At 37.7% G+C, this 23,053-nt stretch carries 17 protein-coding genes; 11 read left to right on the top strand and 6 right to left on the bottom strand.

All coding sequences use genetic code 11. The features are described from left to right. Nucleotides 1-11 precede the first annotated feature (11 nt). From AC1Q6O_RS20230 to AC1Q6O_RS20210, 5 genes are all read left to right on the top strand, one after another. Entirely contained in the window at nt 12-1,346 is a 1,335-nt protein-coding gene (locus tag AC1Q6O_RS20230; RefSeq protein ID WP_089986900.1) for an FAD-dependent oxidoreductase, read from the top strand. Between the two features lie 17 nt (nt 1,347-1,363). After that, entirely contained in the window at nt 1,364-1,837 is a 474-nt protein-coding gene (locus tag AC1Q6O_RS20225; RefSeq protein WP_069479737.1) for a glutathione peroxidase, read from the top strand. A gap of 191 nt (nt 1,838-2,028) precedes the next feature. Continuing rightward, on the top strand, nt 2,029-2,796 hold the full coding sequence (locus AC1Q6O_RS20220) for an ABC transporter ATP-binding protein (RefSeq protein WP_036122233.1): 768 nt from the start codon (nt 2,029-2,031) through the stop codon (nt 2,794-2,796). Further along, on the top strand, nt 2,783-4,651 hold the full coding sequence (locus AC1Q6O_RS20215; RefSeq protein WP_342531548.1) for an FtsX-like permease family protein: 1,869 nt from the start codon (nt 2,783-2,785) through the stop codon (nt 4,649-4,651). Before AC1Q6O_RS20220 ends, AC1Q6O_RS20215 begins: the two co-directional genes overlap by 14 nt. A 1-nt stretch (nt 4,652) precedes the next feature. Next, the gene (locus AC1Q6O_RS20210) at nt 4,653-5,012 is read left to right on the top strand and encodes a YxeA family protein (protein WP_089986903.1); all 360 of its coding nucleotides are present in this window, start codon (nt 4,653-4,655) and stop codon (nt 5,010-5,012) included. Between the two features lie 25 nt (nt 5,013-5,037). Here the strand turns inward: AC1Q6O_RS20210 and AC1Q6O_RS20205 are convergent, their stop codons facing one another. Both AC1Q6O_RS20205 and AC1Q6O_RS20200 read right to left on the bottom strand, forming a co-directional pair. Then, nucleotides 5,038-6,426: a sensor histidine kinase gene (locus AC1Q6O_RS20205; RefSeq protein ID WP_090003020.1), complete on the bottom strand. Its 1,389-nt coding sequence runs from the start codon at nt 6,424-6,426 to the stop codon at nt 5,038-5,040. Further along, nucleotides 6,423-7,145 carry a response regulator transcription factor gene (locus AC1Q6O_RS20200; protein WP_089986905.1) on the bottom strand — a complete coding sequence of 241 codons (723 nt, stop codon included), beginning with the start codon at nt 7,143-7,145 and terminating at the stop codon, nt 6,423-6,425. The genes AC1Q6O_RS20205 and AC1Q6O_RS20200 overlap by 4 nt, the downstream gene beginning before the upstream one ends. A 224-nt stretch (nt 7,146-7,369) precedes the next feature. Between AC1Q6O_RS20200 and AC1Q6O_RS20195 the strand changes: the two genes are divergently transcribed. From AC1Q6O_RS20195 to AC1Q6O_RS20180, 4 genes are all read left to right on the top strand, one after another. Then, the gene (locus AC1Q6O_RS20195) at nt 7,370-7,984 is read left to right on the top strand and encodes a PH domain-containing protein (RefSeq protein WP_427535002.1); all 615 of its coding nucleotides are present in this window, start codon (nt 7,370-7,372) and stop codon (nt 7,982-7,984) included. 118 nt (nt 7,985-8,102) lie between these two features. After that, nucleotides 8,103-9,458 (top strand): acetamidase/formamidase family protein, encoded by a 1,356-nt coding sequence (locus AC1Q6O_RS20190; protein WP_090003021.1) that lies wholly within the window; start codon nt 8,103-8,105, stop codon nt 9,456-9,458. A 193-nt stretch (nt 9,459-9,651) separates the two neighbouring features. After that, nucleotides 9,652-10,206 (top strand): HPP family protein, encoded by a 555-nt coding sequence (locus AC1Q6O_RS20185; RefSeq protein WP_492402060.1) that lies wholly within the window; start codon nt 9,652-9,654, stop codon nt 10,204-10,206. A 195-nt stretch (nt 10,207-10,401) separates the two neighbouring features. Next, on the top strand, nt 10,402-11,877 hold the full coding sequence (locus AC1Q6O_RS20180; protein WP_090003023.1) for a hypothetical protein: 1,476 nt from the start codon (nt 10,402-10,404) through the stop codon (nt 11,875-11,877). Nucleotides 11,878-11,922: 45 nt separating this feature from the next. Here AC1Q6O_RS20180 and AC1Q6O_RS20175 read toward each other — a convergent pair whose 3' ends face one another. Beyond that, nucleotides 11,923-13,107: a CaiB/BaiF CoA transferase family protein gene (locus tag AC1Q6O_RS20175; RefSeq protein ID WP_089986909.1), complete on the bottom strand. Its 1,185-nt coding sequence runs from the start codon at nt 13,105-13,107 to the stop codon at nt 11,923-11,925. A 499-nt stretch (nt 13,108-13,606) separates the two neighbouring features. Here AC1Q6O_RS20175 and AC1Q6O_RS20170 point away from each other — a divergent pair, with 499 nt between their 5' ends. Beyond that, complete coding sequence (locus AC1Q6O_RS20170; RefSeq protein ID WP_446936836.1) at nt 13,607-15,175, top strand: sensor domain-containing diguanylate cyclase; 1,569 nt, start codon at nt 13,607-13,609, stop codon at nt 15,173-15,175. A gap of 447 nt (nt 15,176-15,622) precedes the next feature. Continuing rightward, nucleotides 15,623-19,975 (top strand): S-layer homology domain-containing protein, encoded by a 4,353-nt coding sequence (locus AC1Q6O_RS20165; protein WP_171365889.1) that lies wholly within the window; start codon nt 15,623-15,625, stop codon nt 19,973-19,975. Between the two features lie 50 nt (nt 19,976-20,025). Here the strand turns inward: AC1Q6O_RS20165 and AC1Q6O_RS20160 are convergent, their stop codons facing one another. Genes AC1Q6O_RS20160 through AC1Q6O_RS20150 form a run of 3 tightly spaced genes read right to left on the bottom strand, consistent with a single transcriptional unit; the run spans nt 20,026 to nt 23,048 of the window. Further along, nucleotides 20,026-20,826, bottom strand: coding sequence for an alpha/beta hydrolase (locus AC1Q6O_RS20160; protein ID WP_492402058.1), 801 nt, complete (start codon nt 20,824-20,826; stop codon nt 20,026-20,028). Beyond that, nucleotides 20,823-21,815, bottom strand: coding sequence for an ABC transporter substrate-binding protein (locus AC1Q6O_RS20155; RefSeq protein ID WP_328038444.1), 993 nt, complete (start codon nt 21,813-21,815; stop codon nt 20,823-20,825). Before AC1Q6O_RS20155 ends, AC1Q6O_RS20160 begins: the two co-directional genes overlap by 4 nt. A gap of 45 nt (nt 21,816-21,860) precedes the next feature. After that, nucleotides 21,861-23,048 carry a helix-turn-helix domain-containing protein gene (locus tag AC1Q6O_RS20150; protein ID WP_492402057.1) on the bottom strand — a complete coding sequence of 396 codons (1,188 nt, stop codon included), beginning with the start codon at nt 23,046-23,048 and terminating at the stop codon, nt 21,861-21,863. Nucleotides 23,049-23,053 lie beyond the last annotated feature (5 nt).

Raw genomic sequence — 23,053 nt, 5'->3', positions numbered from 1 at the left:
GGGCAAGTGGAATGAAATACGTCATCATTGGGGGAGATGCTGCAGGGATGTCTGCAGCTATGGAAATCTATCGTAATGTACCAGGAGCGGAAATAACTACTTTAGAACGTGGCTTTATTTATTCATATGGACAATGTGGATTGCCATATGTTGTAGATGGTCGTATTTCATCAACCAAACGATTGATTGCAAGAGATGTTGAAACTTTTCGAGGTAAATATGGCATCGATGCACGAGTTGGCTATGAGGTAGAAAAGGTAGATGTAGAGAAGCAGGTTGTTTCGGGGATACAGGCAAATGGCGAAGTATTTGAAATTTCCTATGATAAGCTTCTTATTGCAACAGGGGCAGATCCAGTTGTACCTGTTAAAAAAGGTGTCGAACTAGAAGGTATCCACACCGTAAAAACAATTCCTCAATTAGAAGACTTAATGGCTGATTTAACGCCTGATATTGAACAGGTAACTATTATTGGTGGCGGCTATATCGGCTTAGAGATGGCAGAAACATTACATGCCTGTGGGAAAAAGGTAAGACTTGTCCAACGAGGAAGCCATGTGGCAAAAATTTTAGATGAAGAGCTTGCCCAACATGTTCATGAAGAAGCAAAAAAGAACAATGTAGAGCTATTATTAAATACAGATGTAGAAGCTTTTGAAGGGAATAAACGAGTGGAAAGGGTCATCACAAATAATGGTGTCTTGGAAACAGATTTAGTCATCGTTGCTTCAGGTATTAGACCCAATACAAAGTTTTTAGAAGGTACTGGTATAGCTTTTGCAAAAAATGGGGCTATTATCGTCAATCGACATTTAGAAACTTCGGTGGAGAATGTTTATGCGGCAGGAGATTGTGCCACTCATTTTAATATTGTGAAGGAGCGCATAGATTATATACCTTTGGGGACAACTGCCAATAAACAGGGCCGTCTTGCGGGTCTTAATATGTCAGGAAAGTTTGCACCGTTCAGAGGCATTGTGGGGACATCTATTTTAAAATTTTTCAACTTAACAATTGCTACCACTGGTATAAATGAAAGCCATGCGAAAGAGCTTGGCTTTGATTACGAGGCCTTTAAATTATCAGCTCGCCATATTGCAGGCTATTATCCAGGTGCACAACGTATGTACATTAAGGTAGTTGTACGTAAACGAGATCAGTTGCTATTAGGTGCACAAATTGTTGGGCCAGCGGGTGTTGATAAGCGTATTGATGTGTTTGCAACCGCATTGTATAGTAAAATGACATTACCAGATTTGCTAGATTTAGATTTAGCTTATGCACCGCCATTTAATGGCGTATGGGATCCTTTACAACAGGTGGCAAGAATGAATGGACGTTTATAAATAGGAGGTAGAGAGCAATGAGTATTTATGATATTAACGTGACGTTAGAAGATGGTACTGACTATAGCCTAGAGCGTTATAAAGGAAAGCCGATGTTAATTGTCAATACTGCCTCAAAATGTGGCTTTACACCTCAATTCGAGGAATTAGAAGGTCTCTTTGAAAAGTATCAGGAAGAAGGTCTTGTTGTACTAGGTTTCCCGTCCAATCAATTCAAGCAAGAGCTGGCAACTGCTGAAGAAGCCGCTTCACAATGCCGACTGGAATATGGGGTAACCTTCCCAATGCATAAAATCGTTAAGGTGAATGGTAAGGAAGCACATCCGATTTTTGATTATCTCACTTCACATTCTAAAGGTTTTTTAGGCAACAGCATTAAATGGAATTTTACTAAATTCTTAGTGAATCGAGATGGCGAGGTTGTTGGACGCTACGCATCGGCAGATAAACCAAGTAGTTTTGAAGATGATATTAAAAAAGTTTTAGCCTAATAGTTAGAAGGATTCATGCACAGACTGTGTATGAATCTTTTTTTTATCAATTAAGCAAAAAAGGCAATGTATTTGGATAACACATATTAATTTGTTGAGAATAGATGATTTAAGGTTGCTGTAAGCTTGCGACAATTTTACTGTAAGTTTGGGGGCGTATACTAAAGTCAGAAAGAAGAGGAGGAGCGTATATGACGCCATTATTACAGGTACAAAACGTTGAGAAAACTTACGGCAAGGGCGCTAATACTTTTACAGCGTTATCTAATATATCATTTGAAGTAAATAAAGGTGAATTTGTGGGCGTAATGGGTCCTTCAGGGGCTGGGAAATCTACGCTTCTTAATGTATTAGCTACGATTGATACACCGACGACTGGTGAAATCATAATTGGTGATACGAACTTAGCGCGTATGAAAGATGCTGAATTGGCTGATTTTCGTCGTGATAACTTAGGATTTATATTCCAAGACTATAACTTACTTGATTCTTTAACGGTACGTGAAAATATAGTCTTGCCGTTGGCTATTGCAAAAATGCCAACAAAGGCTATTAGCGCTAGAGTTGATCGTATTGCCTCATTGTTCGGCATTAGTGATTTATTGGATAAATATCCTTATCAAATATCGGGCGGGCAAAAGCAGCGTACAGCATCGTCACGAGCTTTAGTGACAGAACCGAAATTAATCTTTGCGGATGAGCCTACAGGTGCACTTGATTCAAAATCAGCAACCGATTTGCTGGAAAGTTTAAGTGATTTAAATCAAACACAGGCGGCAACCATTATGATGGTTACTCATGACGCTTTTGCAGCGAGCTTCTGTCAGCGCATACTATTTATTCAGGACGGGCAGTTATCCAAGGAAATTCATCGTGGGACTCTAACAAGGAAACAATTTTTCCAAGAGATTCTACAGGTGCTGTCAAGCATCGGGGGTGGAGTAAATGACGTTATTTAGTTTAGCGCGTAAAAATATTCAACGTAATCTATCCAACTATTTTTTATATATTGCCTCAATGGTATTCAGTATCGTCATTTACTTTACATTTGTGACACTGAAATATAATGATGATCTTTCAGCCTTAAAACAATCCTCTCAGCAAATTAAAGGATTGATGAGTGCATCATCTGTTGTTTTATTGTTCTTCATTGTCATCTTTATGGCCTATTCTAATTCATTTTTTATGAAGAAACGGAAAAAGGAAGTAGCACTCTATTCACTATTAGGTGTGCGTAAGCAAAAGATTGGTCTCATGCTGTTTTTCGAGAATCTAGTCATAGGGTTAGTTTCTCTAGTATTGGGCATCGGTTTAGGATTCTTTATGTCTCAAGGATTATTAATGATATTAGTCCGCTTAATGGGGTATGAAATTGTTGGAAGCCTAACATTTTCGGTAGAGGCACTGTTGAATACAGCAGTCATTTTTACAATACTGTTTTTATTTACGTCGTTACAGGGCTATCGTGTTATTTACCAATTTAAATTGATTGACTTATTTCATGCAGAAAAACAGGGTGAGCAAATTCCACGTGCCTCTTTAGTAGCTGCTGTTTTAGGAACGGCGCTTATCGCATTTGGTTATTATACAGCTTCCTCTGATATGTTTACGAGTGAAATTTGGCGATTCTTTACGGTTCTAGGCACGCCACTAATGGTCATCGGCGTAACTATCGTCGGGACATATCTTTTATTCCATAGTGTAAGTGTCTTTGTGTTAACAGCTTTAAAAAGAGCGACATCTTGGTCATGGAAAGGGTTAAATTTAATCGGAGTTTCCCAGTTATTGTATCGTATCCGCGCAAATGCTAAGTCATTGTCGATTATTGCCATTTTAAGTGCAACGACAATTACAGCAGGCGGTGGCGTCTTTGGTATGTATTATAATGCAGAAGCATCTGTACGTCAGATGCTGCCCAATACATTTATGTGGAAAGGCGATCCCGTCGAGTTTTCACAGAAAGACGTTATCTATCATGAATCACTGTCTGTGAAGAATTTACGTGTCGATAATGAATTTTCATTTTTCGAATATACATTACTTAAGGAATCTGATTATAATCGTTTAGCAAAATTACAAGGTAAGGATCAAAACCTGCATATTGCTGATGGATCGGCCGTGCTGCTGGACGCAGCTTATGATGAACGATTTTCACATGACTTTACTGGGGAAGATTTCAAACTAAAAAATGGTGATTCCTTCCATGTGGAAAAAATGTACACAGAGAGCGTTCTTAACTTTATTCCGGCGGGGACTGTACTTGTCGTGAATGATCAAGAGTTTGCTGCGACTAATGCAGAAGAGGTAAAGATGCAGGCTATTGGTTTAGACAATGATTTGAAACAACAGGCCGTGTCAAAAGACATAGTCAAGCAATTGTCGACAGAACAACAAGAATCTTTCTCTAGTGTTCCACAAAGCTATGAGGATAGTATAGCCACAGTAGGTGCATTACTGTTTGTTGGTAGCTTCCTTGGACTAGTTTTCCTAGCGGCAACAGGAAGTATCATTTATTTCAAAATCTTAACGGAAGCCGAGGAAGATCAGGCGAAATATGCGATTTTAAATAAAATTGGTGTAAACAGTAAGCAAATCTTAAAGACTGTAGCCGGACAAGTGGCTGTCATCTTTAGTGCACCACTGATCGTAGGTATTGTGCATAGTGCATTTGCGTTACTAGCATTTTCACAGTTATTTGGTATGAATATTACGAAGCCAGTCATATTATGGATGATTGCGTATTCTGCTATTTATTTCATCTATTATATATTTACTGTACGTTCGTTCTACAAAATTGTAAGACAGGGGAATTAATATGAAAAAAGTATTTTTCGGAATAGGTGCATTGCTTATCTTATTCGTAGCAGGGTTAGTTGTATTGATGACTGTAGACTTTAACCGTTTAAATAAAGACACTTATTATGTCCATATTACGGCTGATGGTGAGGTAGAGGAGTATAAGGCAAGTAATGGTGAAATTTTTAAAATGTATTGGTATGAGCTGCCTGCCTACAATAAAAATGGGGAAGAAAAAACATTAAAATTCTCCGCTCACAAAAATTTACGCCATGATGCTTATTTAAAGCTTTATGTCAAAAAAGAAACAGAAGTCTCTTCCTATGATGAGGTGAAATTCCACGAGTTACCGAATAAAGCGCAAGATCAAATGAAATAGCAAAAAGGAGCATCCACTAGTCAAACTAGGGCTGCTCCTTTTTTAAATAGATGGTAACGGTGGTACCCTTACCTTCTTCTGAAGTAATAGTAACAGTACCTCCATGGGCTTCAATAATATCTCTAGCAATGGCGGTGCCTAAGCCGGTACCAACTGTATTATCCGTATTTGTACCGCGGTAATAGCGCTCAAAAATATGCTCTAAATCCTCCGCAGAGATCCCTTTGCCATTATCCGCTATCGTAATGGAGTCTTTATCGATAGATACATGGACAGATACATCAGGCGTGTTGTGAAGTAGGGCGTTGTGTAAAAAGTTCATGATAGCTCTGCGCATAAAATGTTCGTCAATGAGATGGTGATAGTTTTCTGAGGTTGCTTCAAACTCTATATTGGCAAGTTCAAACTGTGGGGTATTTAATGTATCAATCACAATCTCACGAATAAACGGTACCATGTTGACGTCTTGTAGAGTGAGCGGTAGTTGCTGATGTCTTAAGCGCATCGTTAAATTTAAGTCATCGAGCAACTCTTGCATATGCAATGACTGTTTCTCGATAATCTGAGCATACTCGGCCTGTTCTTGAGAGGTGAGTGTCTCGTCGTCTAAAAGCTCTGCATAGCCACGAATAGAGGCAAGCGGTGTTTTCATATCATGAGAGACATTGCTAATCCATTCCTCACGCATCACTTCAAGACGTTTGCGTTCCTGCTCATGTAAAGCTAGTTCTCTAGATACTTCATTTAAATTTTCAAAAACAGTTTTATATACACCACCAGGTGTTTTAACTGACTGATGCTCATGGTTTTTTAAATGACGAATGCGTTCTATCAAGGCATAGAGAGGCGTCGTTAGCGTACGACCAAATAGCCAGCCAACCAATGCAGCGACTATTAAATCAGCAATAACAATGAATAATCCGAATTTACCAGCAAACTGCAACAAAGAAGGGCCAGAAATATGCATGACTAATCTTGCAACATTACTCCCTTTAATGCCAACAAGATAACTAACCTCATCTTTGACACCAACATAAACTGTCGTATCAGCATCAAATTCTTTATATTTGTACACTTGTATCAAATCAATGGGTTTGTAATGGGAAGGTGCTTCTTCTGGAGCAAATTGAGAACCAATGACTTGACCATTCATATCAAGTAATTGAATCCAAGCATTTCGCTGATGCAACTGTTCGAGTCCTTCTGTACTTATAGAAGCTGCTCCATTTCCTATTTCAATGTACTGCTGAAAATTCCGTACGAAGTCTTCTTCTTTCGATTCAGTAGCTCCATGAGAATCATTAATAAGTCTATATGACAGGAGCCCCATGAGAATGGCTGTATTGACGAAAATAACGATGATCACAATGGATAGAACAGAAAAGAGGAAGCGTGCGGTCAATTTCCACTTCATCCTTGCGCCTCTTTTGGTATGACGAACTTATACCCAAGGCCTTTTACAGTTGTGATAAAAAAAGGTTTAGAGGCATCCTGCTCAATTTTTTCACGCAGACGTCGAATATGCACCATGACTGTATTATCAGAACCGAAAAAATCCTCTCCCCAGACACGCTCAAAAAGAGTCTCTTTACTTAAAATGCGATTAGGGTTGTTCATAAAACATGCCATTAAACCAATTTCCTTAGCCGTTAACTCCAATAAAACCCCATCCTTGTGTACTTCAGTTTCATCAGCGTTAAGCTGGAAGGGTCCAACTTGTATCGTTTTTTCTGAAATGCTCAAAATTGTATCGTGTGTTTGATAGCCAGCTCTACGTAACTGTGCCTTTACACGGTAGGCAACTTCCTTAGGGCTAAAGGGTTTTGTAATATAATCATCGCCTCCAATGGCAAGTCCTAAAATTTTATCAATTTCTTCATTTTTAGCAGACATGAAGAGCACGGGTACATGCGATACTTCGCGGATTCGTCTACATAAATCATAGCCTTCCCCATCAGGAAGCATGACATCTAGAAGCACAATATCGGGACTTGTTTGCTGAAAGCTTGTCCAAGCATCCTGAATGGAGCCAGCTGTATAAATTTGTTTATAGCCTTCTTTTTGCAGACTTACCTTTAGAAGATTAGCTAAATCTACCTCATCATCGACTACTAATATGGTTGGCTCTTGCATTTATTCACACAACCTTTCTTTTAATGAATACTTTCTTTTTGAAAGAATCTTTATATGTTATGAACATCATTATAAATGAAATGTACTGAAAAGAGTAAATGAAGTATTACTAAGAAAAGACTTTGTATACTTACGTTCACAATTATTAAAAATGAAGTTAGGGGAATGAAACCTTTACAGCTATTAAACGTAAAAAGAGTATAAACGAATGAGGAGGAATGGCAATGTTTAAAAAAATAGCTGCGGATGCATTAGGATTATCTGATATTGGAGTAGTCGTTCAACGAGAGGATTATGATAAAACAGATGCAGATGATTTTATACTACATGAAATTGATGAGAAAATTTACTTTTTAATTAAAACGAAGGCAGATGAATACTGCTTTACAAACCGTGCCATTCTCCATGTAGATGGCGAAAGCGCTATGAGTAAAAAACGATTACTACGTCGCTATGACTATTCTATGTACGCTATTACAGATGTTTTTCTCGAAACAGCAGGAACAATTGACCTTGATGTCGAAATTAAGTTTACAATCGGTAATTCTCCACTTTCCATCGACATTCATAAACGCTTTATTGATGACATTAAAGATTTATATAAAGCACTAAATGCGATTAGCTACGAACAAAAGAACAATGCCTATAAGTTAGAAGTAGCAGAAAAAAGCTTACATATTGCTTCTTCATCACTTGGACGAATTGGCAATGATAATATTTCTCCATCAGCATCATTTGAGGCAATTACCCGCTTTGCGAATACTTGGATGATTGATCATAAAGATCAGTACAAAAAAGAAGATTTCTCACATATTTTTGATTTATATATGAATAATTAATTGTGCCAAGTAGTTTAGGCTGCTCATGATAGAAAAAAATAGCTCTCTGCGTATGTGGAGAGCGTTTTTTTACATATAATCTCATACATAAAAAGACAAACTAGGAGCGTGACGAAAAATGACAAACGAATTGCAAGTGCTTGACAAAGAGGGACTAGAAAGTGACTTTATACAGCAACCGCAAGCCGCTGAGACATTGTTCGTAAATGAGTTCATAGATGGTATTTTAGACCCTTCACAAGAAATGCTTGGGCCAGTTAAAGATGGAGGAACAATTATTGCCAATACCACACCTGGCTGCTGGGGGCCCATGCTAACACCAACTATACGGGGTGGACATGAAGTAACGAAGCCTGTTTTTGTGGAGGGGGCTGAGGTGGGGGACGCCATCGTCATTAAAATTAAGTCTATTCAGGTTACTTCACTGGCCACTTCCTCTGGTCATGATGAGGCGATTACAGATCGATTCATTGGTGATCCATTTGTTTCCGTAAAATGCCCAGGCTGTGGCAAGCTCCACCCAAGCACAGTTGTTAAAGGTATAGGTCCTCAAGCAATTCGCTGTTCGACATGTGACACAGAGACAGCACCATTCAAAATGACGAATGGCTACACAATGACGTTTGATCATAAAGGGCAAATAGGTGTAACGGTTGGACGAGAGGGTGCCCGTCGTATTGCCCTTGATGCCAAAAATTACATGAGAACACCTGAAAACTCTACTCAAAATCCCGTTGTTGCACTAGCACCAAGTGACATAATAGGTGTCATGGCCAGAATGCGCCCATTTTTAGGTCAGCTTGGTACAACCCCTTCAAAGGCAATGCCAGATTCTCATAATGCGGGTGATTTTGGTTCATTTTTAATTGGGGCACCACATGAATATGCCTTTACACAGGATGAATTGGATTTACATCGTACTGACGGACATATGGATATTAGCAGAGTTCGTGAAGGTGCAACGATTATTTGTCCTGTAAAGGTTCCTGGCGGTGGCGTATACATTGGAGATATGCATGCCATGCAGGGAGATGGTGAGATTGCAGGACATACAACTGATGTAGCAGGAATTGTACAGCTTCAAGTTAGTGTCTTGAAGAAAGTAGCATTGGAAGGTCCCATATTACTACCAAATGAGGAAGATTTACCGTATACAGCAAAGCCTTTTACAAAGGAAGAAAAGCGTCGTGCTCGTGAACTAGCAGAGGAATTTGGGGTAAAGCAGGTTGAAGAGGCATTCCCTGTATCGATCGTTGGTTCTGGCAAAACATTAAATGAGGCAACTGATAATGCTATTCGTCGTGCTTCCAAGCTATTCGAATTACCTGAACCAGAGGTATTAAATAGAGCAACCATCACAGGCTCTATAGAAATTGGTCGTCATCCAGGGATGGTCACAGCTACTTTCCAAGTACCTAAAACGATACTGAAAAAGGTCCGAATTTATAAAACGGTGAAAAAACAATACGATTAACAAATCAATTTGTAGGAAAGCAAACTTTCAAAGGTTTGCTTTTTTTGTAGGAGTTGTGAGCGGAAAAAGTGATTATTTGTCGGAAATTTGAAGTTAGAATTGAAATGTTATGATGGATTGATATAATGATAAAAGTTTAATATCCATTAATATATAAGTATAAAAAATAGAGAAATAGCAAAGTCGGTGCTGAATGTCAGAATTAGTGCGAGTAGGAAATAAAATTGAAAAAAAGAATATCATAAAGCCCTTTATTTTAAAGATGAAGGGAGGCGGACATGCGCCCTCTCGGACAAATTTTGCTGATGCCTTTACTGGAGCGATAGGTGGTCTAATCTGTATTTTTGTGATGCTTTTGTTAACAAATTATACAAATGCACCTTGGTTAATGGCATCTCTTGGCGGGAGCTGCGTTCTTGTATTTGTCGTTTGGAATGCGCCATTGTCTCAGCCTCGTAATATTATCGGTGGTCATTTGGTTTCTGCATGTATTGGTCTAGTATTGTATTCAACATTAGGTTCGAGTATGTTGTCCATCAGCCTTGGTGTTGGGTTAACTATATTTTTCATGGCCTTGTTAGGCATTATTCATCCACCTGCGGGCGCCAATCCTATCATTATTATTTTAGGAGGCTATAGCTGGAGTTACTTAATTATGCCTGTATTAATAGGGGCAGTCATTATTGTTTTCTTTGGTCTGTTAATAAATAATTTAAGAGAAACACGAAAATATCCACAATTTTGGTGATCAAGATGCCATCTGCGAAGTATTCACTTCATAGATGGATTTTTTTATTCGCATGCATTTTTGATAGGCATACCACTATTTTTTTAGCATATGTTAGGTAAGATTTGTTATATTGAAGAAAGAGTGTTAAAAACATGAATTTTAAAGATAGGGGTAGATCTTTGTTGGTCGAACTTGATGGGAGGCTCCAATTGTATGCTGTTGGACTGTGATGAGCAATTATTCATGACATATAAACAAGGTAATGTAGAGGGTGCTGAAAATTTACTTGCAACATGGCTAGAGGCAGAGGTAGATCTGCAAGAAGATCCAAAAATACTTGGTACTTCGCTCTTACCCAAACGATTTTTAGTAAACGAAGAAATGGCTATGAATATTGCCTTTTCCACAGCACGTAAATATTGGGGCCGTGCATCAACAGAAATGCAAATGTATTTTGACAAATATGGTTTAGATGCAAAATTTGTGAATGATCGGCTCAATGCCTTTTTTTATACGCAAAAAGGAAAAGAAACTTTCTTTGAGCAGCTCTTTGCCCAACATACAATAGACCTAGAACGATTAATTTGGCTGGTTTTTGGGAAAAGAATGCAGATGGAAATGCCAGTGAATGAGCTACAGACAATTATGTTATATAAATTTCAGGATGAGTATTTAGTGCATATGATGTATAAGGAACATACATCTTTTTGGCATTGGCTGTTCACAAAAAAAGTTTATTCACTTTTTATCCACAGACCATTAGAACAATTCACATTTCTTTATGAAATAATGGGACATTTCGAGCATTCTATGAAAATGAGCTGTGAACATGTGGATAACTTTGTGAATAACTATAAACTGATACTGGATAAGTGTATAACTCATGTGGATAAAAATAAATCTAGCTGTTTGGCAAAGAAACAGCTACGACTTTACCAAATTGTTACACATTATTGCTTATCGGAGGGTGACTATCATCGCGTCAAAGACTTTATAACTTCATTTGAAGCGGAATGGCGATACTCCATGTACGCTCTAACAGAGAAGGAAAAAGTGTTAATTGCCTATATTTTATTTCATATAGCAAATAGAGAACTGCAAAGTGAAAAAGTTATACATTATGGTGAATATTTATTAGAGGATGAGCGCTTAAATAATTATGCTATCGAAATTTTATTGGAATATAAAGATCTTTTGCCAAATCGGAAACCTACACCACCTGCAATTATAAAAAATTATCAACTAAATTATTTAGAAAACTTATATGCTATTTTACTTGATCATTATGTAAAAGCGACACGTTATGAAGATGGCTTACTGCTTTTAAAGGAACATGTATTAGCGTCTAACAAAAAAATAAATACTTCTTTAGTACAAAAAAACTATAGCAGTGAACAGCTAATTGCTATTGAGGCATACGTTCAACAGGATATTGCTCTACAGGTGAACAACTCACTACAGCATATTGGTTTGTCAGTAGAAGAGTGGCGACAAAATTATCGTCAACCGGATGTCCCTTACTATATCGTGGCACAGAGTGCTTCCTTGCATATGTTAAATATTTTACGGGTGTTATTTGTAACGGAGCAATTCGAGCTTTTTGAGAAATTAATGGAAATCTATAAAAAATATTTATTAATTGATGATCATTTTGAAAATCTTCGAGTATTTATTAGTGCCTATGTATAAAAAAGTGTCTAATACGTCCTTCATCGACAGTATTAGACACTTTTTTTATTCCAAAACGCCTTTATCTTTTAAAGCCTTGATTTGTTCAGTATCGTAGCCTAATGAACTTAGTATTTCCTCATTATGCTCACCTAGCTTAGCACCAACATGCTTGTATTCTGGTGCAGAGCCATCAAATTTAAAAGGAGAAGCAATTTGTTGTTGTAATGTGCCATCCCCTTTAGGAATCGCAACAATCATTTCTCTTGCTTTTAGCTGTGGATGCTCACAGGCTTCTGGGAATGTGAGAACAGGCTCCACACAACCTTCAAAATCTTCATTAAATACTCTTAGCCATTCCTCATACGTTTTCGATAAAAAAGCATCGTGAACAGCTTCTTTAAAACGAATTTGTGTGTAGTAGGAATCATTGAACGTATTATCAATCAATTCAGGAATATCGAGTGCTTCACAAAGTAATTTTCGAAATTGAGGCTCTAAACTACCGACAGAGAAGAAGCGGCCATCCTTTGTTTTATAAAAATCATAGTAACTACCACCGTTTAAAATTTCCTGTTCTGGCTGTGGTACACGTCCACCTCCAATAAAGGCTGAGCCATACATAGCATTTAGTGAAAATACAGCATCCGTCATACTAATATCAATGAATTGACCATCACCTGTTTTCTCACGATGAAGGGCAGCGGCTAGTACCCCAATCGCAGCATGCATCGTTCCACCTGCAATATCAGCTAGCTGAATTCCCATGGAGACAGGCTTTTTATCTTTATGGCGAGAATAATCAAGGACACCGGCTAATGAAAGGTAGTTATTATCATGCCCAGGTCGATTGCTATATGGTCCCGTTTGTCCATAGCCTGTAATCGCACAATAAATTACCCGTGGATTTATTTCTTTAAGAGCTTCGTAGCCAATCCCGAGCCTTTGCATAACCCCAGGTCGGAAACCTTCAATTATTACGTCATATTCTTGTACAAGAGATTTTACAATTTCAATAGCTTCTGGTGATTTCAAATTTAACGTGATCGATTTTTTAGAACGATTTAAATGTTGATGGATATATGCTTCATGATCATCATCGTAAGGAGGCATAATTCTTGTTAAATCGACGCGTTTGGAAGATTCAACATGTATGACATCGGCTCCTAAATCAGCAAAAATCATTGTTGCCATTGGCCCTGGTAGTAATGCAGAAAAATCGAGAATTTTTAACCCCTCTAAAATACCCAAATCTTTCAACCCCTTTTTGTGTAGGCTACACGACCATCAAGGATGGTTGAGTAGCGCTTTTCTCATAATCCCCATTGTGCGAAAAGCGTTGTGCAAAACTGTAATAATACAGAATATTTAATTTTAATCAGTATTATAACAGAATGAATCTTTCCTTGCCTATGTTAATTTTATTATAGAATAAATAATGCTACTTTTATATGTCAGAATAACAATAAAAGTAAAAAAATTTAGAATTTAGATTCTGCATCAACTTTCTGACAACTGTTGTCAAATATTAGAAAATTCAGTGAGAAATAAAGAGCTTATTGGAAAGAGAAAGTTTACTGGATAGCCATATTATTCAACCCTCTTTATTGATACAATCCTAGAGATATGTTCTAGCGTTTAACGGAAGGGGTCTCTTCAGAAGATTCCTTTTCTATTGAAGTGCTGTTGCTTATAATAGGCACTAATTGTTAAAAATTATAAACATACTAACATATATAGGTGGGAAGTAATGAAATCACATCAGTTAAAATTAAAGCATTTAATTATGGGAGTAGCTATGGCTGCATTCTTCTTTACAAGCATAGGAAGTGTTTGGGGCGGATACAGAATGAATGTTGACTCCATAAAGGAAAATACACTTGAAACAAATCGAGTGTATGCACAGAAATTGGCTTCAACAGCAGACGCCTATCTTCATGAAGCCTTTCAAATTTTAAGTTATAGCGCCAATCAAGTGAGTGAAAATTTGGATGATGAGCAAATTTTAAATAGAGAAACAGACCGTCTAAGATTACAAAATGAAATGTTCAATTCAGTAATCATAACAAATGCAAGGGGGCTTGTTTTATCTGTATCACCACCCTCCATTGAAATTAAAGGTGAGGTTTTAACTTCTCTTGGCGCACAAGAGGCATTAGCCAAAAAAATACCACTAGTTTCTAAGCCTTACGAGGCGATGACAGGACGCCTCATTATTTTTATATCCCAACCTATCTTTTCGGCATCTAACGAGTACTTAGGGATGGTAGCGGGAACAATTTATCTAAAAGAACCAAACGCCTTTAAAACGTTATTAGGAGAACATTATAGTAAGGATGGCTCCTACGTATATGTTGTAGATTCAGATGGACGTGTGATCTATCATCAGGACCCAAGCCGTATCAATGATGTTGTCACAAAAAATAAAGTCGTTCAGGCTGTGATGTCCGGTAAGAGTGGGATTCAAATCGTTGACAACACAAAAGGAGTGAAAATGCTTGCCGGTTTTAGTACAGTGCCTTCCACAGGTTGGGGAGTTGTCGCCCAAAAGCCTTTAGAAGTAGCACTGGCACCTTCATTCGATAGAGTACAAGAAGTTATTATTAAATCTGTACCGCTTATGATTGTTTCAATTGTTATTGTGCTTTGGGCAGCGACTCGCATTGCTAATCCTTTACAACAATTAGCGACGTTAACAGAAGAAAGTCTAGATAAGAAAAATGTAGAAGGCTTAAAGTCAGTCAGTGACTGGTACTTTGAAGCCCATTCGTTGAAGAATGTCTTAATTCGAAGTCTATCGTTTTTACATGGACAGGTTACATTTTTCAAGGATCAATCAACCGTAGATCCATTGACGGGTGTTACCAATCGACGAACGATGGATGCTATGCTGGCGGAGTGGTTAGAAAATAAGGTGCCTCATGCCATTATTTTGCTAGATTTAGATCACTTTAAAAGCGTGAACGACACATTTGGTCATGCTGTTGGTGATAAAGTCCTGCAGTTTTTAGCCAAACATATGCAATCTGTAGGGCGAGAAGGGGATGTATGCTGTCGTTATGGTGGCGAGGAATTTGTGATGCTTCTGCCGAATACAACTGCCAAAGAGGCGGAGCAAGTGGCGGAACAATTGAGGGGAAAATTGGCTGAAACGGAAAGTCCATGTGGTAGACCCGTAACATTATCAGCAGGGATAGCCCTATATCCAGAAATGGCTGCTACAACAGAGGCGTTAATTGAAGCGGCTGATGGAGCCTTATATGAGGCGAAACAAGCTGGACGAAATCAAGTTAAGATTGCCGTACAAAAAATAAAGTAAAAATTAATTAAAATAAGCTTATATTTTTGATTTTTGGGGTAATTGATTAATGGAAACATCATTTGGGCAAGCTATTTGTAAGTCATTCGCCAAATGACCATTAACTATGTTCAAATGATATGTAATTCGGGTCACATCTCTCGATCGACTTGACAAGACGTAAGGTTATCCCCCTTTCCCTTATGACATCACAAGTACGACTAGATGTATGCCTATAAATCGTGAAAGTCAAGTGAGCACCGATGCTCCTTGGCTTTTTTTGTTGTTGTAAAATGCGATAGAAGTTTTTGGCTGTACGAGTAGTCTCGTAGTGCTATATTTATCAATAAATTTACTGGACTATTTTACATTTATCTATGAAGATTCGCCTGCTCTTGGTCGATATAAAGGGTATGATGAAAATGATATTTGTACGTATCAAAATACATAAGTGAAAGGAAGAGTGGAATGGATAAATCTAAAATCCAAAAAGTAAATAAAGCCTTGATAGCAACAGTATTTGCTTCAAGTGGGATTGCTGTTGTAGTACCTTCACCACAAAAGGCGGCAGCGGCTACTTCTCCCTTTACAGACATAGATCAATACTCGGTTCATTATAACGATATATTAAAATTGTATTCTCAGGGCGTAATTAACGGGTTTGCCGATAATACCTTCCGTCCAGATGTCAATGTAACTCGTGGACAAGTAGCAAAAATGCTGGCTACGGCATTAAAATTGGATACTAGAAATGTCCAAGACCCTTATTATAAAGATGTTCCGAAGGGGAGCGATTTTTATAAATCTGTAGCGGCACTGCAAAATGCAGGCATTATGTCTGGTTATTCAAATGGCACATTTATGCCCAATGAAGTAATGACTCGCGGCGAATTAGCTAAAATATTAGTGTTAGCATTCCATCTGGAGGTTTCTCCTAGTTACAACAACATTTTTAAAGATGTAGATAGCAAATCAAGCAATGCAATCTATATTCAAACACTAATCGATTTGAACATTACGGAAGGAACGACACCTGTAACATTTTCACCGTTTGATCCTGTAAATCGTGGACAATTTGCTTCTTTTGTTGTCCGTTCACAAGAAAAGAAAAATAATGAAACATCTTACAAAATTACAAGTGTCGATGATGATGCCGTTTATATAAATGGAAAGGCTTATAAAGCAGAAAACCTTTCACATATTTTTAACGACTATAATGCTCCAGTTTTAAAGGGTGCATATATTGAAGGGACTCTTTCTAGTAAGAAGATTCTATCCATTTCTAAATTAACTATAAATGCTAGTGGTACAAGCAAGGATTTCCTTGATTTCGATGGGGATCATGGTTCATTAGGTGCTACTATCGAAGTTAATGGTAATTATATTGAATTTAATAATCTGAAGATGACTGGTACTATGTTTGTCAATGAAACAGTTCGTCCACCATTACATTTAGGGGCTACTACTTATAATCAGCCTTTATCAATTGGACGTGTGGCAAGTAACAATATATCATTTATCAACTGGTCAGATCCTGATAATACTAAGGGTGAGGATTCATCTATTAACAATTCAACAAACGATCTTCAGAATTGGACGAATCAAAAACCTGAAAAAGATAAGCCTTTTGTCAACTGGTCTAACGAAAAACAGGAAATGAAAAATGTTGAAAAGCATCTTGAATTTTATAACAGTACTGTTTCGAGACTAGTAGTATCTCAAACAGGTACAAAAATCGAATCCAATATGAAATTACCACGTGTAGACATTATAGGAAGTGTGCGCGAATTTGAAATTGAAGGCTATATTGGTACGTTAAATCTTACTACAGAAACACCGCTAACAATTTATGGTTCAGGAAATATTGATTGGATCAACTACAATAGCCGCACAGATCTTGAATTATATATCTACGGTCGAATTGGCACATTATTTGTGGATAATTTATACGGTAAAATCGATATTGGAGATTATACGTATATCGATAAGGTCATCTTACCTAAGGATGGTTCACCGAATAATATCTTCGACGATTTCCTTGATGATAAAGATAATATAGGCAGTATTACTGATCCAGATGGCAAACCAATTGATAAAGATGAAAACGAGAATCAAAACCCTGATGATAAAACAAAACCTATCGTTAGCATTACAAATGTCAAAGTGCTAAATGGCAGTGAGATTCAGGCGGACTTCACATCCGATGAAGTCGGTACGTACTATTATATTGTCCGTGAAAAAGGTGCCGAAGTACCAAATAAACGTGAAATGGTTAATCACCTTTCAAATGAAAACGTAGCTTATGGAAGTGGTGCCGCTGTAAAAGGTACAAACTCCGTTAAAGTATCCAATCTAGGTGAGAAAAAAGAATATGTCATCTACATCATGGTGGTAGACGGCTCGAAAAATGCATCTGATATTGTGTCACAATCATTCCAGATGAAAGATGCATCACCGCCAGTAGTGAAATCTTTACAAGTTACACCTTTACACGGAGGCACAAGAGCTGAATTCAAATTTGCAGCAAGTGAACCTGGAGATTATTACTACTATGTTCGTAAGAAAACAACAGCAGCTGACCCGACAACGGCAGACATCGTCGCTAACCCAACAGGTCAAGGGAAAGCAAAAGCTGGTGAACTTGGCATAACTGGAATCTTAACAGGACTTGATCCGGAGACAGATTATCAGCTCTATGTCGTAATGAAGGACGATTCAGGAAACTACTCTGTAGATCCTGCTGTTGTAAAGGATTTTAAAACTGGTGAGCTTGATAATATTAATCCATATGTTGAACAAGGTAAATTAGTTAGAAAGAGCAATAATCAGTTTGAATTGACTGTGAGTGAGGCATTAGATCCTGCAAGTGCTAACGATATTAATAATTACTTATTAACGGGTACAGTTATTGTAAATGTAACTGGAGAAAAAGGAATTAAACCTTCAGCTGTTGAGTATAAAGCAGGGGATAAAAAAGTATTATTAACAATTCCATCTGATACAGGTTTTGTTAATGGTGATACATTACGTGTAACGGTTTTACCAGGTGTCAAAGACTTAGCAGATAATGCATTTGAAAACACGAATACGGTGAAGCCAGGTGACCCTATTCGTAATTATGCTGAGTATAGACATGAAGATACTGTAATGCCAGTAGTAACAATTGTAAATACAATTAATAAAACAGATGAATCTGATGGTTTCCGACGAGCTGAAATCGAATTTAAACCGAATAAGGCCGGGACATATTATTATATGATACTACCAAGTACAGTAGTAGATAATGGTGAAACGAAGACTTTCCAACAATATTTAACAGATCATAAAATTACAGAACGTGACTTTATTAATGAATTTGGGAATGATTCTAGTAAATCTGGTTATTTCCAGATTGGTGGAAAGGATATTTATATCCAACGAGGTTCAGGTACTGCAGATTTGGAAACAGCTACACAAAAATTCCCTGTCTCTATTGAACAAAATAAACTTGATCCGTTTAATAGTTATACTATTTATATGGTGCTAAGAGATCGTGGTGGAGAACTTTCTAAAATCGCGGGTCCTAAGACAGTATTTGAAGATACTAAAGCTCCTTTACTACGTAATATAGAGATTAAAGCAAAAGAAAAAGATGATACAAAGGCTACTATTAGCTTCGAAACAAATGAAACAGCAAAAGTTCATTACTGGTTTGTTGAAAGAAGAATTAAAGATAAGGATGGCAATCTAATTGATAATCCGGATGCCAATCTAACTGCACCCGCAGATGAAAAATATTTAGAATCAAAACTTAAAGCTAGCCCATCGGTTGAAAAAATTGGGAAAGGTCTTTCAGGGACATTGGATGCGAGAGGTGTATCCCTTAAACCACATACAGAATATGTCGTTTATGTAGGTGTAGAGGACACTCCTGGCAATTTCACAATCTATAAGGCGAATGATTCATATAATGACCATGATCGAACATCTGATGGCTTGATGAAGCATAACTTCTATTCGGATGGTACACCACCAAGCATTGGAATGGTTTCTCCAATGGACAATAAACAATACCCAGGACTTATCTATCGTAATAGCGATGATACATTTACAATCACGTTTAATGAAACAATAATGCGTGATGAAAATGGTAAGTCCAAACTTGAAAATCCAGGTGTTGATTTAGCAGATATTTTGACAATTACCTCAAAGGATATCAATGGTAATGAGGTAGATGTGACAGCTAAATACGAGTCAGTTACTTATACTGTTGGGACAGATACCACTAAAGAGAGTAAGCTCATTATTAAACCAAAAACATTAAGTGATGCAAATCAAACGATAAAAGTTACAATGAAAGAGGAAACTCGAGACTTCATGATTCCAGGCTATGAAGGCCATAAGTTTGTCAATACTGGCCAATATTTATACAGAACATTGGATGCGAAGTTTATGGAAATAAAACTAACCTATTTGACTTCACCAGGCGACGATAGAAAAGTACAGGCAACATTTGATTTACTTGGCTCTGATTCGCAATTCTATGAAAATGGTGAATTACTGAAGTATTATTATTTATCTGATACTACTGGAACAGATGCTTCAGTTATTACAGGTAGAACTCCTGCACAAGTGATTCAAGCAGTCTTACATGGTTCAAACAGTTCTTTATCAAAGGGAACAGGAACAGTTGCGACAAATGTAGCTCGTGTTACAAAAGAACTTACACATCCAGCTAAATTCTTCAATGGTGACTGGGTGACAATTGTATTAGAAGATAAATATGGTAATTTCCACAAGTTCTATGCGAAGGTTGGTTATAAAGATCCTTCCATTCAATAATTATCAAAAAGCCAAGTAGATTTGTAAAAACTACTTGGCTTTTTTATTAGTTAAGTATCTAAAAATCGTGGAAGTCGACCAAGCATACAAGGTAGGACGCTCACATGGTCCTCCTCATCAAACTTCACATAATTAGTATAAATGTTTTGGTCACTTAAACGCTTCAGTCGTTCAGCCGCTAAATCAGCTCCCTCTAACATATCAGGCAACTCGTTAGCACCGATTGTGAGTAAGAGATTAATAGCATGCTGACCGTTCCAATCTTCAGAAAATTGGTCTATTACTTTTAGTACCGCATTGTCAGCCCACCAAACAGAGGGACTGCCAGCTACAATATGACTGAATAAATGAGGTCTTGCACATAAAGCATATAGTGTGAAAAGACCTCCTAAGGAATGACCAACAACCGCTTGTTTCTTTTTGTTGATGGGCCATTCTTTTTCGACAGCAGGCATTAGTTCATGTTCAATAAAGTCTAGAAACTCATTGGCTTTGCCGTTTGGTGGCCAAGGAGTTCCATCTGGACGTGCTGGCAGCTTTCCGTCACTAACAGGCAGGGTAAAATCATTGCAGCGTCGTTCCATATCAAAGGGTTCCTTAGAGGGATAGCCAATACCAATAACAAGAATGGGCTCATAGCCTTTTGGTTTGCGCGTTTGTAATTTTACCGCCTCTGCAAGCGTTGGGAAAAGAGCAACTCCATCTAGTACATAAATAACCGCATAACCATCTGCTGGTGGTGCATCTGTCGGGTTTGCAATTAATAGTCGATAGTCTAACTGGTTGTGGGATGTCATGGTATATTCAAAATAAGTTTCTGATACATATGGTTTTTTTGTCATTGTTGTCATGGCGCTAAAAACTCCAATACATCGTCTATCACTTTCCCTTGTGCATGGATACCACCATTTAGCCAATAATCCTCAGATGTTTCAAATACCTGATTACTTTTGAAGGCATCTGTACTTTGCCAGATAGTACTGTCCTTCAGTTCATTGATAAATGGATTTCCAAGATTGCCATCATTGATCAGGAAAATATAATCGGCATCTAGCTCAGGTAGAATTTCCAAAGATACTTCAAACGCACCATTTTTCACGTAGCTACTTTGCTCGAACCCTAATTCGTGTGTTAATACATACCCACTGAAATATTCATCTGTCATGAAAAACATCCCTTTGGCGTTAAAGCGAATTAACGCTACTTTTTTGCCTTCCGTTTTGGAAGCCAGCTTTGATTTTGCTACATCCACCTTTTCTTGATAATTCTGTATAGCTTGCTGTGCTTTAGCGGGCTCGTCTAGTAATTGCCCTAACACTTTAATTGAACCTTCTATATCAGTTGCTGCATTTTTGAACACATAGGTTGGTGCAATTTTTGCGTATTTTTCATATGTGCCATTTTCAATATAAAACGAATTATGCAAAACAATTAAGTCTGGCTTATCTGCCATAATCGTTTCAGGAGATGGGGGGCCGCTTGCAAAGCTAATTTCAGGTACACCTTGTAGCTGATCCTGTAAATAGAGCTGCGGTTTAACGCCATTCGACCATTGCATAGTAGGCTTAATACCAAGAGCTAGTAAGGAATCCTCCAAAACAGGTGCGAATATTTTAGTGGGCTTAGCTGGTAATGTTACTTCATTGCCAGCCTCATCCTTTATGGTTAATGGATAAGCTCTTTGCTCCTTAATATTGTTTGAGTTTACCTGTGTTTCTACCTTTTCTTCATTATTGCTTGATTGGGCATTGCAGGCAGAAAGTAATCCAATAGCTAGCATTAAAGTGGCCAGAATATAGACAGCTTTTATAATCGCTTGATTACGACCATTGTGTTTCATTGTAGTTCAATGTCTCCTTCCGTTGATAATCATTCTCAAATGGAATTATAATTCACTATCGGATACGATACCATGGACGGGGACAGGAAAAGAGTTTGGATTTTTTCCGGTAAACATGAGCAACATTTCATCTAGCATTCGATTTATCGCAATAGCAGAGTATTCAAACCAAGGATTTGATGGCAAAACATAGACATGTCCATTTTTTACAGCCTGGAGCTCTTTCCAACGATCAAGGTATTGTAAAGTAAGCCAATAATTTCGAGTCTGAGAATCTGGACAAACGATAAATAGTAAACGATCTGGGTTTATGTCTACTAACTGATCAAGCGTAATTAGCTCGTTACATGTTTGTTGTTGCCCATCAATAGGGTAGAGCTGCAAATCTGTAAATAGGACATCCTGAATCCCTTTATTGCAATATAAAAATAATTGATCGCCACATAATCGTAGAATGGCAAAACTATCTTCCTTGGTCACTTGTTTAATTTCTTGCTTAGCCTCTAATACCTTTTGTTCGTAGGACTGTATGAAATACTCACACACGCTTTGCCTTTTGACAGCAACGGCTATTTCTCTTAGTTGTGTTCGCCAATCCTTAGCTTCTATATAAACACTTTTAATGCCAATTGTTTGAAGCCAATCAAGCATGGAAAGAGAGGGCTCTTCTTGAAAAATATGAATATCAGGCTTGGCTGAGGCTAATTTTCTAAAATTATCCTCTGATTCTGCATCAAATATATTCACATGCACTTGGATTTTGTCCTGATAATTATTGTAATAATAAGGACTCCATTTAGCATTCAGTGGAGCCGCAACGGGAATGATGCCAAGAGCTAATAAATTTCCGATAGTAGACACAGAGAAGGTAGAAATACGCTGGCGCGCTAATTTACTGAAAGCAGAAGGTGAAACCCCCACCTCCTTTTTAAATTTACGGCTAAAATAAAATTCGTCACTGTAGCCAACTTCTCTAGCAATATCACGCAGTAATAGGTCGGTATCACGCAATAATTGTTTGGCATGTCCAATACGCAGCTCTGTTAAATAATCTGTGGCACTTAGCCCAAATGCCCTTTTAAAGGCCTCTCCAAAGTAGCTAGAGCTTAGACCAGAAATGATTGCGAGATGCTCAATCGTGAGAGGCTGATGATGGTTTTTAGCAATATAATCACGTATATCCTTTAATGATATTTGCGTCGTCATTCTATCTGTCATACTTTCTGTTTTCATGTAAA

Source organism: Lysinibacillus sp. GW823-FHT06C08 (assembly GCF_058795135.1).
The sequence above is the reverse complement of the archived record's forward strand: the minus strand, read 5'-3'. Positions and strand labels throughout refer to the sequence as shown.